Annotated in this window: 12 protein-coding genes; 3 read left to right on the forward strand and 9 right to left on the reverse strand. The window is 75.3% G+C overall.

The features are described 5' to 3' along the window. Nucleotides 1-141 precede the first annotated feature (141 nt). Together BJ989_RS13340 and BJ989_RS13345 are read left to right on the forward strand one after the other, a co-directional pair. Nucleotides 142-2,340 carry a PTS fructose transporter subunit IIABC gene (locus BJ989_RS13340; protein ID WP_179519641.1) on the forward strand — a complete coding sequence of 733 codons (2,199 nt, stop codon included), beginning with the start codon at nucleotides 142-144 and terminating at the stop codon, nucleotides 2,338-2,340. A 39-nt stretch (nucleotides 2,341-2,379) separates the two neighbouring features. Then, the gene (locus BJ989_RS13345; RefSeq protein WP_179518608.1) at nucleotides 2,380-2,637 is read left to right on the forward strand and encodes an HPr family phosphocarrier protein; all 258 of its coding nucleotides are present in this window, start codon (nucleotides 2,380-2,382) and stop codon (nucleotides 2,635-2,637) included. A 20-nt stretch (nucleotides 2,638-2,657) separates the two neighbouring features. Here BJ989_RS13345 and BJ989_RS13350 read toward each other — a convergent pair whose 3' ends face one another. The 8 genes from BJ989_RS13350 to rimP all read right to left on the reverse strand — a co-directional run bounded on the left by BJ989_RS13350 (nucleotide 2,658) and on the right by rimP (nucleotide 10,979). Beyond that, complete coding sequence (locus BJ989_RS13350) at nucleotides 2,658-3,683, reverse strand: hypothetical protein (RefSeq protein WP_179518609.1); 1,026 nt, start codon at nucleotides 3,681-3,683, stop codon at nucleotides 2,658-2,660. After that, nucleotides 3,680-4,615, reverse strand: coding sequence for a bifunctional riboflavin kinase/FAD synthetase (locus tag BJ989_RS13355; protein ID WP_179518610.1), 936 nt, complete (start codon nucleotides 4,613-4,615; stop codon nucleotides 3,680-3,682). Before BJ989_RS13355 ends, BJ989_RS13350 begins: the two co-directional genes overlap by 4 nt. 25 nt (nucleotides 4,616-4,640) lie before the next feature. Further along, nucleotides 4,641-5,546, reverse strand: a complete 906-nt coding sequence (truB, locus tag BJ989_RS13360; protein ID WP_179518611.1) for a tRNA pseudouridine(55) synthase TruB — start codon at nucleotides 5,544-5,546, stop codon at nucleotides 4,641-4,643. Continuing rightward, nucleotides 5,543-6,007, reverse strand: coding sequence for a 30S ribosome-binding factor RbfA (rbfA, locus tag BJ989_RS13365; RefSeq protein WP_179518612.1), 465 nt, complete (start codon nucleotides 6,005-6,007; stop codon nucleotides 5,543-5,545). Before rbfA ends, truB begins: the two co-directional genes overlap by 4 nt. Nucleotides 6,008-6,118: 111 nt before the next feature. After that, the gene (infB, locus tag BJ989_RS13370; RefSeq protein WP_179518613.1) at nucleotides 6,119-8,950 is read right to left on the reverse strand and encodes a translation initiation factor IF-2; all 2,832 of its coding nucleotides are present in this window, start codon (nucleotides 8,948-8,950) and stop codon (nucleotides 6,119-6,121) included. A gap of 140 nt (nucleotides 8,951-9,090) precedes the next feature. Continuing rightward, complete coding sequence (locus BJ989_RS13375; RefSeq protein ID WP_343049365.1) at nucleotides 9,091-9,456, reverse strand: YlxR family protein; 366 nt, start codon at nucleotides 9,454-9,456, stop codon at nucleotides 9,091-9,093. A gap of 51 nt (nucleotides 9,457-9,507) precedes the next feature. Beyond that, nucleotides 9,508-10,482, reverse strand: a complete 975-nt coding sequence (gene nusA, locus BJ989_RS13380) for a transcription termination factor NusA (protein WP_179518615.1) — start codon at nucleotides 10,480-10,482, stop codon at nucleotides 9,508-9,510. Further along, nucleotides 10,482-10,979, reverse strand: a complete 498-nt coding sequence (gene rimP, locus BJ989_RS13385; RefSeq protein WP_179518616.1) for a ribosome maturation factor RimP — start codon at nucleotides 10,977-10,979, stop codon at nucleotides 10,482-10,484. Before rimP ends, nusA begins: the two co-directional genes overlap by 1 nt. 99 nt (nucleotides 10,980-11,078) lie before the next feature. On the opposite strand from rimP, the gene BJ989_RS18830 reads away from it, so the two are divergent. After that, the gene (locus tag BJ989_RS18830) at nucleotides 11,079-12,146 is read left to right on the forward strand and encodes a DUF4439 domain-containing protein (protein WP_179518617.1); all 1,068 of its coding nucleotides are present in this window, start codon (nucleotides 11,079-11,081) and stop codon (nucleotides 12,144-12,146) included. Between the two features lie 419 nt (nucleotides 12,147-12,565). On the opposite strand, the gene BJ989_RS13395 is transcribed toward BJ989_RS18830, so the two are convergent. Beyond that, on the reverse strand, nucleotides 12,566-14,344 hold the full coding sequence (locus BJ989_RS13395; RefSeq protein ID WP_179518618.1) for a proline--tRNA ligase: 1,779 nt from the start codon (nucleotides 14,342-14,344) through the stop codon (nucleotides 12,566-12,568). Between the last annotated feature and the right edge of the window lie 95 nt (nucleotides 14,345-14,439).

The raw sequence follows: 14,439 nt of genomic DNA on the forward strand, positions 1-14,439 counted from the left end.
GACCGACCGACCCGGGGGCCACGCCGACGACCCCGCCGGCACCTCCGCCGGCACCCCCGCCGGCACCCCTGTCAGCACCCCGGCCAGCACCCCCGCCCACACCCCCGTCCGCACGGCACCAGGAGCCTCTTCGTGACCGACATGATCACCACCGACCTCGTCCGGCTCGACGCTGACCTCGGAGGGGAGAAGCACGACGTCATCCGCGCCCTCGCCGCGGTCGCCGTCGACGCCGGGCGCACCACCGACACCGAGCAGCTGGTCGCCGACGCGTTCGCCCGGGAGGAGACCTCGCCGACCGGCCTGCCCGGCGGCATCGCGATCCCCCACTGCCGCACCGCGGCGGTCGAGGTGCCCACCCTCGTCTTCGCGCGACTGGCGCCGCCGGTCGACTTCGGTGCCAAGGACGGACCGGCCGACCTCGCCTTCCTCATCGCCGCCCCGGCCGGCGGCGACGCCGACCACCTCAAGATCCTGACGATGCTGGCACGCGCGCTGGTCAAGCCGGCCTTCACCGACGGCCTGCGTGCTGCCGAGACGCCGCAGGACGTCGTCGACCTCGTCGCCGGGGTGCTGCCGGCACCTGCCGCCCCCGCGAAGCCCGCGCAGGCGGCCGCGGTCGACGCGTCGACCGCGCAGGCCGAGCACGACCCCGAGCACCCGGTGGACGAGCAGGTCGGCGGCAGCGACGCCCCGGCGCCCACCGGGAGCGCCGGGACCGCGGGGACCGAGCCGTCCGCCCCTGCCCCCTCCGCAGCCGCGACCGGCACCCGCCGTCTCGTCGCGGTGACGGCGTGCCCCACCGGCATCGCCCACACCTACATGGCGGCCGAGGCGCTGGAGGCGGCCGCGGCCCGCGCGGGCGTGGCGATCGCCGTCGAGACCCAGGGCTCGGCCGGCTCGACCCCGCTCTCCCCCGACACGATCGCGGCGGCCGACGCGGTGATCTTCGCCGTCGACGTCGGGGTGCGGGACAAGCACCGCTTCGCCGGCAAGCCGGTGGTCTCCTCCGGCGTCAAGCGGCCCGTCGACGAGGCCGACGCCATGGTCGCCGAGGCGCTGCGCGTCGCCGACGACCCGCACGGCGCCCGCGTCGAGGCCGGCTCGGGGGGCGGCGACGGCGCGCGTGCCACCGGCGGCACCGGCGAGTCCTTCGGCGGGCGCACCCGCCGGGTCCTCATGACCGGCGTGTCCTACATGATCCCCTTCGTCGCGGCCGGCGGCCTGCTCATCGCGCTGGGCTTCCTCCTGGCGGGCTACGAGATCGCGCTGGGGTCCACCATCGGGGACGGTGCGGCCACGCCGAGCACGGCTGCGCACATCGTGCTCAACAGCTCGCTGGCCGACCTGCCCGACCCCACGGCGTACGTCATGGAGGACGGCCGCGCCTTCGGCAACGGCCCGCTGCTCACCTACCTCGGCGCGCTGCTGTTCGTGCTCGGCGGCGCCGCCTTCGGCTTCCTCGTGCCGGCCCTCGCCGGCTACATCGCCTTCGCGATCGCCGACCGGCCGGGCATCGCACCCGGGTTCGTCATGGGCGCGGTCGCGGGCATCACCGGCTCCGGCTTCATCGGGGGCATCATCGGCGGCGTGCTGGCCGGCGTGCTCGCCGCGTGGATCTCGCGCTGGCGCGTCCCGGCCTGGGCACGGGGCCTCATGCCGGTCCTCGTCATCCCGCTGGTCGCCACGCTCTTGGCAGGCTTCGTCATGGTCGTCGTGCTCGGCCAGCCGCTGAGCGCCCTCACCGGCGCCCTCGAGGACGGCCTGGAGAGCCTCTCCGGTGGCTCGGCCATCCTGCTCGGCGCGATCCTCGGCCTGATGATGGCCTTCGACATGGGCGGCCCGCTCAACAAGACCGCCTACGCCTTCGCGACGACCGGCCTCGGCGCCGCGGCCACCGCGACCGACGCCCCCGAGCTGCGCATCATGGCCGCCGTCATGCTCGCCGGCATGGTGCCGCCGCTGGCACTGGCGCTGGCCACCGTCGTGCGGCCGCGCCTGTTCACCGTGCCGGAGCGCGAGAACGGCAAGGCCGCCTGGGCCATGGGTGCCTCCTTCATCACCGAGGGCGCCATCCCCTTCGCCGCGGCCGACCCGCTGCGCGTGATCCCCTCGATCATGCTCGGCAGCGCGGTCACCGGTGGTCTCGCCCAGGCCTTCGACGTCGGCCTGCGGGCCCCGCACGGCGGCATCTTCGTGCTGTTCGCCGTCGACGGCGTCCTCGGCTTCGTCGTCGCCCTGGTCGCCGGCACCCTCGTCGCCACGGCCGCGGTCGTCGCCCTCAAGTCCCTGGGGCGCTCCGACCGCGAGGTCGAGCCCGCCGCGGCCCGCGTCGCCTGAGCCCCGCACCCACCCACACCCACCACCTGAGGAGAGCCCATGCCCACCCAGACCGTGACCGTCGGCTCGGCCGTCGGCCTGCACGCCCGTCCCGCCGCCATCATCTCGGAGGCGGCCGCCGACCTCGACACCGACGTGCTCATCGGCCTGCCGGGCGAGGAGCCGGTCGACGCCTCGTCGGCGCTGCTGATCATGACCCTCGGCGCCGGCAAGGGCGCCACGGTCGAGGTGTCCGGCGACTCCGAGGACGACGTCGCCGCCATCGCCCGCCTCGTCGAGCAGGACCTCGACGCCTGAGGGCACCCGGGCGTCCCGGCTCAGGGCGCGGGCCGCTCCCCCGGCTGCGTGCCGAACGCCGCGAGGTAGACCGCCCGGGTGCCGACCGCCTGCTCGAGGTGGCGGGTCACGTCGGAGAGGAACTGGCTGCGGTAGGCGTCGTCGGTCAGCGCGGAGACCGTGAAGTAGAGCCCCGAGAACGCCGCGAGGAACAGCGAGACCTGGAAGAGCTCGACCGACACGTTGGTCAGGTAGGGCAGGTTGCCCAGGTCGCCCTCCTCCTGCCCCGTCCACCCCAGCTGGACCGCGTCGGTCATGGTGAGCGAGCCGAAGACCAGGAAGAACACCAGCACCGAGAGGACCAGCAGCAGCACCTGCGCGGCCTGGATCACCACGAGCGCCAGCACGAGGTTGAGCCGGGCGGGGCCGGTGACCACGGCGTACGCCGCGGGGTCGACGCCGCGGTCGGCGACCAGCCGTCGGCAGGTCTCCTCGAGCGGCGTGCCGGCGCACGCCCGCAGCAAGAAGGCGTCGTCGACGGCGTCGTCGGCGCGGTCGACCTCCTCGGGCAGCCGCACCACCAAGAAGACGACGGCCAGCGCCGCCAGCAGCACGACGACGAGCCACAGCACGCCGGGCGCCATGGTGCCGGCCAGCTCCCACGCCTCGGCGTTGATGAAGAGGAAGGTGACGAAGAGCAGCAGCAGCGGCAGCGCGCGCGAGGCCATCCGCAGGGCGTGGCGCAGGCTCGACACCGTGCGGGTGGCCGCCCACGACAGGATCGGGCGCGCCCGCAGCGCCGTGACGGCGTACGCCGCTCCGGCGAGCAGGCCGGCCGTCACCAGCACCGCGGGGGCGGCGCTGGCCTGCCCGGCGAGCCACGCGACCGCGAAGCCGCCCGCGCCGGCGAGCACGACGGTGAGCAGGAGCAGCGGCAGCAGCCGCCGCGGACGCAGCGCGGACCGCGCGGCCGCCTGCTCCTCGGGCACGAAGTAGGGCAGGCCGTGGGCGAGGAACCACGCCTCGGTGGCGGCGCGGGTCTCGGCGCCGGTGTCGGCAGGGGTCACGGGACCAGCAGTTCCCGCGCCCGGTCGACGTCATGCCGCATCTGGGCCAGCAGCGGCTCGACCCCCTCGTAGCGGGTCATGCCGCGCAGCCGCGCGACGAAGGAGACCTCGACGTGCACGCCGTAGAGCGCGAGGTCGGTGCGGTCGAGCACGTAGGCCTCGACCCGCCGCTCCCGCTCGCCGTCGAAGGTCGGGTTGGTGCCGACCGAGATCGCGGCCGGCAGCCGCTCACCGGTGTCGTGGCGGTGCAGCCAGCCGGCGTAGACGCCGTCGGCGGGGGCGGTCACGCCCTCGGGCACCACGTTGGCGGTCGGGTAGCCGAGGTCGCGACCGCGCTGGTCACCGCGCACGACCTCGCCCGCCACGGCGTAGGGACGCCCCAGGGCCTCGGCGGCGCCCTCGACGTCGCCGGTGGCCAGGCAGTTGCGCACGTAGGTCGACGACCACACCTGCGGCCCGCCGTCGAGCGCGACGCCGTCGACCACGAAGCCGTGACGCTCGCCCGCCTCGCGCAGGAACGCCACGTCGCCCGCGGCGCGGTGGCCGAAGCGGAAGTTGGCGCCGACGACGACGGCGGCGGCGTGCAGCGCGTCGACCAGGATGCGCTGCACGAACTCCTCGGGCGTCCACGCGGCGACGCCGCGGTCGAAGGGGACCACCAGCGCGTCGTCGGCGCCGGCCTCGGCCAGCAGCGCGAGCCGCCCCTCGACCGTGCTGAGGGTCGGCGGCGCGTGCTCGGGGCGCAGCACCGCGATCGGGTGCGGGTCGAAGGTGACCACGACGACGGCCTCGGCGCCGGTGCGCTCGGCGGCCTCGCGGGCGCGCTGGACGACGTGCTGGTGCCCGAGGTGGACGCCGTCGAAGTTGCCGATGGTGACCACGGTGCGGCCCAGGTCGCTCGGGACCTCGGTCAGGGTTCGCCAGGTGCGCACGCGCAGAGCCTCCCACACGCGCCGCTCAGCAGAAGACGGCCACCGCCCGCGCCTGGGGGCCCCGCTGCTCGTAGAGGGCGAGGAACTCCCCGCCCGGCGCCAGCAGCGCCACGGGCCCCTCCTGCCCCAGGTCGAGCAGGAGCCCGCGGCCCACCCGCACGTCGGCCGCCTGCTCCGCGTCGAGGTGGCGCACCGCGAAGGTCCTGGCGGCCGCGGTGGCGAGGTCGACCAGCGCGAGGTCGTCGGCCAGCTGCTCGAGCGTGTGCGCCTGCGTGAGGTCGAAGGCCCCCACGGCCGTGCGCCGCAGCGCCGTGAGGTGCCCGCCGGTGCCGAGCGCGGCTCCGAGGTCGCGGGCGACCGCGCGGACGTAGGTGCCGCTGGAGCAGCGCAGCGAGAGGTCGACGTCGAGCCAGGACGGGGCGCCGTCTGCCCCGACCACCCGGCGTACGTCGTGCACGGCGAGGTCGTGGACCGTCACGCGCCGCGCGGCCAGCTCGACCTGCTCGCCGGCCCGCACCCGCTCGTAGGCGCGGCGGCCGTCGACCTTCACCGCCGACACGGCTGTCGGGACCTGGTCGATCTCGCCGACGAAGGCGCGCAGCGCCTCGCGGACCGCCGGCTCCTCGACCCCGTCGGCACCCTGGCGCTCGAGTGTCTCGCCCTCGGCGTCGTCGGTCGTCGTCGACTGCCCGAGGCGCACCGTGGCGTCGTAGGCCTTCTCGGTCAGCAGCAGGTGGCCGAGCAGGCGGGTCGCCCGCCCGACGCCGAGCACCAGCACACCGGTGGCCATCGGGTCGAGCGTGCCGGCGTGGCCGACCTTGCGCGTGCCGGCCAGGCGTCGCACGCGCGCCACGACGTCGTGGGAGGTCAGCCCGGCGGGCTTGTCGACGACGACCAGGCCTGCGGGCGCCTCCGGTGCGCCCGGGCTCACGCCTCGTCGGCGCTGTCGTCGGCGCTGTCGTCGGCGCTGTCGTCGGCCTCGCGGGGCTTCTTGTACGGGTCCGGGTCACCCGCCGGCACCGCGCCCGCCCGAGCGGCCGCGACCGCGGCGTCGGACTCGCGGGCCCGGGCCAGCAGGTCGTCGAGCGCCCGTGCGCTCTCGGGCAGGGCGTCGCGCACGAAGGTCAGGGTCGGGACGGTACGCATCCCGAGCTGCTTGCCCACCTCGGAGCGCAGCAGGCCCTTGGCCGACTCGAGCGCGGCCGCGCTGCCCTCGGCGGTGTCCTCGTCGAGCACGGTCCAGTAGACCGTCGCGTGCTGGTTGTCGCCGGTCATCCGCACGTCGGTGATCGTGACGAACCCGAGCCGGGGGTCCTTGACCCGCCGCTCGAGCATCTCGGCCACGACCACCTGGATCCGGTCGGCCACCTTGCGCACCCGGGGGTTCGCCATCGTTCCTCGCTTCGCTGCTGGTGGGCTGCCGGTGGGCAGCGGGGCTGCTGGTAGGACGGGGCGGGCCCGCCGCCCGCACCCAGGGGTGCGGGCGACGGGCCCGGTGGAGCATCAGCTGCGCGGGATCTCGCGCATCTCGAAGGCCTCGACCACGTCGCCTTCCTTGATGTCCTGGTAGTTGCGGAGCACCAGACCGCACTCGAAGCCCTCGCGGACCTCGGAGGCGTCGTCGCGCTCGCGCTTGAGCGACGCCAGGTCGAGGTTGTCGGCCACCACGGCGCCGTCGCGGATCAGGCGCACCTTCGCGTTGCGGCGGATGACACCGGAGGTGACCATGCAGCCCGCGATGTTGCCGATCTTCGACGAGCGGAAGATAGCGCGGATCTCCGCCTGGCCGAGGGTGGACTCCTCGTACTCCGGCTTGAGCATGCCCTTGAGGGCCGCCTCGATCTCCTCGATGGCCTGGTAGATCACCGAGTAGTAGCGGATCTCGACGCCCTCCTTGTCGGCCATCTCGGTCGCCTTGCCCTGCGGGCGGACGTTGAAGCCGATGATGATCGCGTCGGAGGCGGCCGCCAGGTCGACGTTGGTCTCGGTGATCGCACCGACACCGCGGTCGATGACGCGCAGGGTGACCTCGTCGCCCACGTCGATCTGCGACAGCGAGTCCTCGAGCGCCTCGACCGAGCCGGACACGTCGCCCTTCAGGATCAGGTTGAGCTCCTGGCTCGCACCCTTCTCCATCGAGGCCATGAAGTCCTCGAGCGTGCGGCGCACGCGGCGCTTGGCCTGCATGGCCGCCCGCTCGCGGGCCTCGCGCTTCTCGGCGATCTGGCGCGCGGTGCGGTCGTCCTCGACGACGAGGAAGTTCTGCCCCGCGCCGGGCACCGCCGAGAGGCCCAGCACCATCGCCGGCCGGGCCGGGGTGGCCTCGGTCAGCTCGTTGCCGTGCTCGTCGAGCATCGCGCGCACGCGGCCGTGCGCCGGGCCGGCGACGATCGAGTCGCCCACCCGCAGCGTGCCGCGCTGCACCAGCACCGTGGCGACGGGGCCACGGCCCTTGTCGAGGTGCGCCTCCACCACGAGGCCCTGGGCGTCCTGCGTCGGGTTGGCCCGCAGGTCGAGCGAGGCGTCGGCGGTCAGCACGACCGCCTCGAGCAGCTTGTCGAGGTTGAGCTCCGACTTCGCCGAGACGTCGACGAACATCGAGTCGCCGCCGTACTCCTCGGGGATCAGGCCGTACTCGGTGAGCTGGCCGCGGACCTTGGTCGGGTCGGCCTCGGGCTTGTCGATCTTGTTGACCGCCACGACGATCGGGACGCCGGCGGCCTTGGCGTGGTTGAGCGCCTCGACCGTCTGCGGCATGACGCCGTCGTCGGCCGCCACCACGAGGATCGCGATGTCGGTCGCCTGGGCACCACGCGCACGCATGGCCGTGAAGGCCTCGTGACCCGGGGTGTCGATGAGGGTGATGCGGCGGTCGTCGCCGTCGACCTCGGTCGCCACCTGGTAGGCACCGATGTGCTGGGTGATGCCACCGGCCTCCTTGTCGACGACGTTGGCGTTGCGCAGCGCGTCGAGGAGCTTGGTCTTGCCGTGGTCGACGTGACCCATGACGGTGACCACCGGCGGGCGCACCACGAGGTCGCTGTCGTCGCCCTCGTCGGAGCCGAACTCCAGGTCGAAGGACTCCAGCAGCTCGCGGTCCTCGTCCTCCGGGGACACGATCTGGACGTCGTAGTTCAGCTCCTCGCCGAGCAGCTGCAGCGTCTCGTCGTTGACCGACTCGGTCGCCGTGACCATCTCGCCGAGGTGGAAGAGCATCTGCACCAGCTGGGCGGCGTCGACGCCCACGCGCTCGGCGAAGTCGGTCAGCGACGCGCCACGCGGCAGGCGGACGGTCTCGCCGTTGCCCTTGCGGACGCGCATGCCGCCGAGGGTCGGGGCCTCCATGGCCTCGAACTCCTGACGACGCGCGCGCTTCGACTTGCGACCGCGGCGCGAGGGACCGCCGGGACGACCGAAGGCGCCCTGGGTGGTGCCGCGCTGGCCGGGACGGCCACCACCGGGGCGACCGCCGCCTCCCGGGCGGCCGGCGAAGCCGCCGGGTGCGCCACCCGGACCGCCGCGACCGGGCGCGCCGGGGCGACTGGGGCCGCCGGGGCCGCCGCGACCGGGCGCGCCGGGACGACCGGGCGCGCCCGCACGACCGCCGGGACCGGCGCCGAAGGCGGCCGGCGACTTCGGCATCATCGCGGGGTTGGGGCGCGGCATGCCCGGACGCCCGGGCGCACCGCCGTCGCGACCGGCCGGCGGACGCGGCGGACGCTGGTCACCACCGGCGGCACCGGGGCCGTCGGCGGCCGGGCCGCGGGCCGGCGCGGGTCGGCGACCCATGCCCTGGCTCGAGGCGAAGGGGTTGTTGCCGGGGCGCGGTGCACCAGGGCGACCGACCGGTCGAGGCGCGGGCGAGCGCGGCGCCGGGGCCTTCGGTGCACCCGGGGCGGCACCGCCGGCGGGCGGGGCCGACGGGCCCGAGGAGGCGGCCGGGGCCGCGGGGGCCGCGGGGGCCGCCGGGGCCGACGCCGCCGGGGCCGCGGGTGCGGCCGGTGCTGCAGGCGCCGGCGCCTCGGGCGCGGCCTTCGGGCCCGGCTTCGGGCCCGGGCGGGCGCCGCTGGGCGCGGGAGCGGCCGGTGCTGCCGGGGCCGCGGGGGCTGCCGGGGCGGTCTTGGCGGGCGCGGGGGCGGCGGGCGCTGCCGGGGCGGCGCCGCCGGCGGCCTTGAGCTCCTCGCCGTACTGCTTCTTGAACCGCATCTCGACGGGCGGTTCCACGGTGGAGCTCGCCGACTTGACGAACTCCCCCATCTCCTTGAGCTTCTCGAGAACGAACTTGCTCTCGACTCCGAACTCCTTGGCGAGCTCGTGGACTCGTGTCTTGGCCACGCTTCTCCTTCTGTGGCCCGAGCCCGGCTCCCGGCGGTCCGGGGGAAGGGTTGGTCGAGCCGTTAGTGGGGGTGTTGCACGCTCATCGGGAAGTACTCATCGAGTGCTCATGAGCTGCTGCTCCAGTCCTGGTCGGTCGATCACGTCGCGGTCGCGGGGTGCGTCCGCGCGTCGGCCCCTGGCGGGGCGGGGTCGGTGCGGGCTGCCACCACCCCGGCCAGCGCCGCGGTGCCGAGCGCCGAGCCGGCCCGCAGGGCCCGCCCGAACGCCTTGCGACGCACGGCGAGGTCGAAGCACGCGGTCGTGGGGTGCAGGTGCGCCCCCCGGCCCGGCGCGGTGCGGGCGGGATCGGGGACGACGGCCGGACGGCCCTCGTCGTCGACCCCTGCGACCACGCGCAGCAGCTCGTTCCTCGTGGCCCGCTCGCGACACCCCACGCACGTCCTGACCGGTGAGGTGCCGTCAGGGCATGCGGACGGGGAGTGCTCGCGCGCCACTGGGCCCACTCTAGCGTCCCGGCGCCCCCGAGCGTGAACCGGTGGCGTGCGGGCCGTCGTCTAGCCGGCCGGCGCCTCGTCGGAGCGGATGTCGATGCGCCACCCCGTCAGGCGGGCGGCGAGGCGGGCGTTCTGCCCCTCCTTGCCGATGGCCAGGGAGAGCTGGAAGTCGGGCACGACCACCCGCGCCGAGCGGGCCGCGGCGTCGACGACCTCGACGGAGGTAACCTGGGCCGGCGACAGCGCGTGGGCGACGTAGCGGGCGGGGTCCTCGGCGTAGTCGACGATGTCGATCTTCTCGCCGTGGAGCTCGGCCATCACGTTGCGCACGCGCTGGCCCATCGGGCCGATGCAGGCACCCTTGGCGTTGACGCCCGGCACGGTGGCGTGGACCGCGATCTTCGTGCGGTGCCCGGCCTCGCGGGCGAGCCCCGCGATCTCCACGGTGCCGTCGGCGATCTCGGGCACCTCGAGGGCGAAGAGCTTGCGCACCAGGTTGGGGTGCGAGCGCGACAGCGTGACCTGCGGGCCGCGCATGCCCTTGCGCACCGAGACGACCAGGCACTTCAGCCGCGTGCCGTGGGGGTACTCCTCGCCGGGGACCCGCTCACCCAGCGGCAGGATCGCCTCGAGCTTGCCGAGGTCGACCAGCACGTCGTCGGGGTTGCGACCCTGCTGCACGACGCCGGAGACGATGTCGCCCTCCCGCCCCGAGAACTCGCCGAAGCGCAGGTCGTCCTCGGCGTCGCGCAGACGCTGCAGCATGATCTGCTTCGCCGTCGTGGCGGCGATGCGCCCGAAGCCCTCCGGGGTGTCCTCGACCTCGCCGACGACGTTGCCCTCGGCGTCGAGCTCGGCGGCCAGCACGCTGACGTGGCCGCTGCGACGGTCGAGCACGACCCGCGCGCGCTCCTGCGCGCCGGGGGTCTTCTGGTAGGCGGTCAGCAGCGCCTGCTCGATCGCGTCGACGAGCACGTCGAAGGAGATCTCCTTCTCGCGCTCCAGCATGCGCAGGATGCTCAGGTCGATGTCCATCAGGCGTCCTCTCCGGTGCTGCGGTTGAACTCGACCTGGACCAGCGCCTTCGCCACGTCGGCGTAGGCCAGCCGCCGCTCGGGGCCGGCGCCGCGCCCCTCGGGCACGAGCTGGACCCCCTCGTCGTCGCTCGCGCCGACGCGGGCGGTCAGCGTGTCGCCGTCGGTCGTGGTCACGGCGACGAGGCGCCCGGCGTTGCGCCGCCAGTGGCGGGGCAACGTGAGGGGGCGGTCGACGCCGCGGGAGGTGACCTCGAGCGTGTAGGGCTGCTCGCCCATCACGTCGCTGGCCTCGAGCACGCGGTCGACCTCGCGGGTGGCCTCGGCGACGTCGTCGAGCGTCACGCCGCCGTCCTTGTCGACCGCGACCCGCAGCACCCGGCGCTTGCCGGCCGGGGTCAGCTCCACGGCCTCCACGTCGAGCGACAGGGCGGCGAGCGGCTCGAGGAGGGCCTCCTCGACGCGGTCGCGCGTGGTGTCGCGGCTGGCGCTGCTCATCGGGCGGTGCCTCCCTGTGCTGTTGTCGAGCGCTCACCCTAACCCCTCGCGGCGCCGTCCCCGACCGTCACCGGGACCTCGCTCGCTAGGGTCGGTCGGGTGCCCCGCCCCCTCCCCGACGCGCCCCGCGGCGGCCCCCTGCTCGGCCCCCTGCTCGGCCCCCACGGCGACCGCGCGCACTGCGCGACGACACGGTTGCCGCGCCGCGCACTGCTCGGGCTCGGGATGCTCGTCCCGGCGGTCGCGTGCGCCCCGCGGGGGTCGGACGCCGGCGGCGCCGTCGCTGCCGCGTGCAGGAACTCGTCCGGTGACGCGGAGCTCCTCACGGCGGCCCTCCGGGCGACCGCCTCGATCGAGGCCGACCTCGGCGCTGCGGCCGCACGCCACCCGGGCCTGCGCCCCCGGCTGCGGGCGTCGCAGCGCCTGCACGCCGCGCACCGCGGCGTGCTCGACCCCTCGGGCGAGGGTGTGGACGCGAGCGCCGGGGCTGGGTCGCCGGCACCCCTGCCGCCCACCCGGTCACCGGCAGCCGCGCTCGGGGTGCTGGCCCGTCGCGAGCGCGTGCTCGCCGACCGCATGGGTGCCCTGGCGGTCGCCGCCGGGTCGGGGCCGTTCGCCCGGCTCCTCGCCTCGTGCGCCGCGGGGGCCCGGGCCACGGCGGTCACCCTCGGCGCGTCGCCGACGCCGCCCGTGCTGCCCGACCCTGTGGTCGACGACGCGCCGCTGGCCGGCGCCGCCGTGGCCGTGCCTGCGCTCCAGGACGCGCTCGCCGCGGAGCACGCGGCCGTGTGGGCGCTCGGCGTGCTCGGCGCCCGGACCTCGAGCAGCGCGCAGCCGGGGCTCACCGCGGCGCTGACCTCGGCGTACGCTGCGCACCGCGACCGCCGCGACCTGCTGCAGGCGCTGCTCGTCGCTCTGGGCGAGGAGCCGGTCGCCGCCGCACCGGCCTACGCACTGCCGCCGTCGAGCGGCCCCGACGAGGTCGCCGCGTCGGCGCGTGCGGTCGAGACCCGCTGCGGCACCTGGTGGGCCGCGGCGGTGGAGGCGACCACGGGCCCGACCCGGGCCCTGGCGAGCGACGCCCTGGGAGACACCGCGGTCCGCGGGCTCGTCGGCCGGGGAGGTCCCGAGATCTTCCCCGGGGCCGACGAGCTCGCGGACCGGTAGCGGACCCTGGGGAGGGGTCCTGCCGCGCTCCTCGTGGGGGTCGGAGCGCGGCGGTCCTGGGTGGTGCCGGTGCTGCGAGGTGCTGCTGGACGGGACGAGTGCTCGCGGTGGTCGACCCCTGCCCGACCACCGCGAGCCGTCTCGGCTGCTCGCCCCCCCGAGGGGCGGAGCAGGCGGCGGTGCCGCCTGGGCCGGAGCGCTGCTGCCCCGAGAGCGGCGGCAGCGGTCCGGCGTGTCCTGTGGAGGTGTGCGAGCGGGTCTCCCGGTGGGGGCCGGTGGGGTGCGACCCGCTCGTGCACAACTCTGCAGCACGCCGCGGTCGGCGCCTAGAGCTCACAGCCTGCAGGATCCTGCACTGCAGGAACCTGCAGGACGGTCGGGCCGGCCGCCGACCCGCCGTCGGCGGGAGGCGGCGGGCCTCAGGACCGCACGAGCGCGACGACGTGGTCGACCACGCGGTCGGCGGGCACCTCGGTGCGCTCGCCGGTGCGCCGGTCCTTGACCTCGACCGTGCCGTCGGCCAGCCCCTTGCCCACCACGACGATCGTCGGGACGCCGATCAGCTCGGCGTCCTTGAACTTCACGCCGGGGCTGACCTTGACCCGGTCGTCGTAGAGCAGGTCGAGGCCGTGGGAAGACAGCTCGTGGGCGATCCGCTCGGCGGCGGCGTGCACCGCCTCGTCCTTGCCGGTGGCGACCAGGTGCACGTCGGCGGGCGCGACGTCGCGCGGCCAGCACAGGCCGAGCTCGTCGTGGGTGCCCTCGGCGATGGCCGCGACCGCGCGGGACGGCCCGATGCCGTAGGACCCCATCGTGACCGTGACCAGCTTGCCGTGCTCGTCGAGCACCTGCAGGCCGAGCGCCTCGGCGTACTTCCGGCCGAGCTGGAAGATGTGGCCCATCTCGATGCCGCGCGCGGACTCCAGCACGCCGCCGTCCTCGGCACCGCAGGCCGGGCAGGGGTCGCCGTCACGCACCTCGGCCACGTCGATCGTGCCGTCGGCGGTGAAGTCGCGGCCGGCGACGAGGTCGAGCACGTGGCTGCCGGGCTCGTCGGCGCCGGTGACCCAGACCGTGCCCTCCCCGACGCGGGGGTCGAGGAGGTAGCGGACGCCGGCGGGCCGCTCCTCCCCGAGCGCACCGGGTCCGATGTAGCCCTTGGCGAGCGTGGGCCGGGCCGCGAAGTCCTCGTCGCCGAAGGGCTCGAAGACCACCCCCTCCCCCAGCTTCGACTCCAACCGCTTCAGGTCGACCTCGCGGTCGCCCGGCAGGCCGACCGCGAGCGCCTCGCGCGTGCCGTCGGGGTGGCGGAGGGCGAAGAGCACGTTCTTGAGGGTGTCGGCGGCGTGCCAGGGCCGGTCGGCGCGCGGGAAGGCCTCGTCGAGGTGCGCGACCAGGGTGTCGATGGTGGGGGTGCCGGGCGTCTGCTCGGCGTGCGCGGCGGGCACGTCGTCGTACGCCCGGGGCGCGGCCGGCGGGGTGGTCACGGCCTCCACGTTGGCGGCGTAGTCGCAGCGGTCGCAGCGGACGTAGGTGTCCTCGCCGACGTCGGCCTTGGCGAGGAACTCCTCGGACTTCGAGCCGCCCATCGCGCCCGCCTCGGCCCGCACCACGACGTACTCGAAGCCGAGCCGGTCGAAGATCCGCACGTAGGCCTCGCGGTGGCGCTGGTAGCTCGCCTCGAGCCCTGCGTCGTCGACGTCGAAGGAGTAGGAGTCCTTCATCGTGAACTCCCGGCCGCGCAGCAGTCCGGCGCGCGGGCGGGCCTCGTCGCGGTACTTCGTCTGCACCTGGTAGAGCGAGAGGGGCAGGTCCTTGTAGGAGGAGTAGAGGTCCTTCACCAGGAGCGTGAACATCTCCTCGTGGGTGGGGCCGAGCAGGTAGTCGGCGCCCTTGCGGTCCTTCAGGCGGAAGATGCCGTCGCCGTACTCCGTCCAGCGGTTGGTCGCCTCGTAGGGCTCGCGGGGCAGCAGCGCCGGGAAGCTGACCTCCTGCGCGCCGATCGCGTCCATCTCCTCGCGCACGATGCCCTCGACCTTGCGCAGCACGCGCAGGCCCAGCGGCAGCCAGGTGTAGATGCCCGGGGCCGCACGCCGGACGTAGCCCGCGCGGATCAGCAGCCGGTGGCTCGGCACCTCCGCGTCGGCGGGGTCGTCGCGGAGGGTGCGCACGAACAGCTGGGACATCCGGGAGATCATGCGGCGAAGGCTATCCGTGACCCACGGCCGCCCGCGCGCCGGTTGTGCGCGCCCCGTCCTGGGCGCCGGCCCCGCCGTGAGGCGAGCAGCGTGCG

This window comes from Nocardioides perillae (genome assembly GCF_013409425.1).
GTDB classification, from domain to species: Bacteria; Actinomycetota; Actinomycetes; order Propionibacteriales; family Nocardioidaceae; genus Nocardioides; species Nocardioides perillae.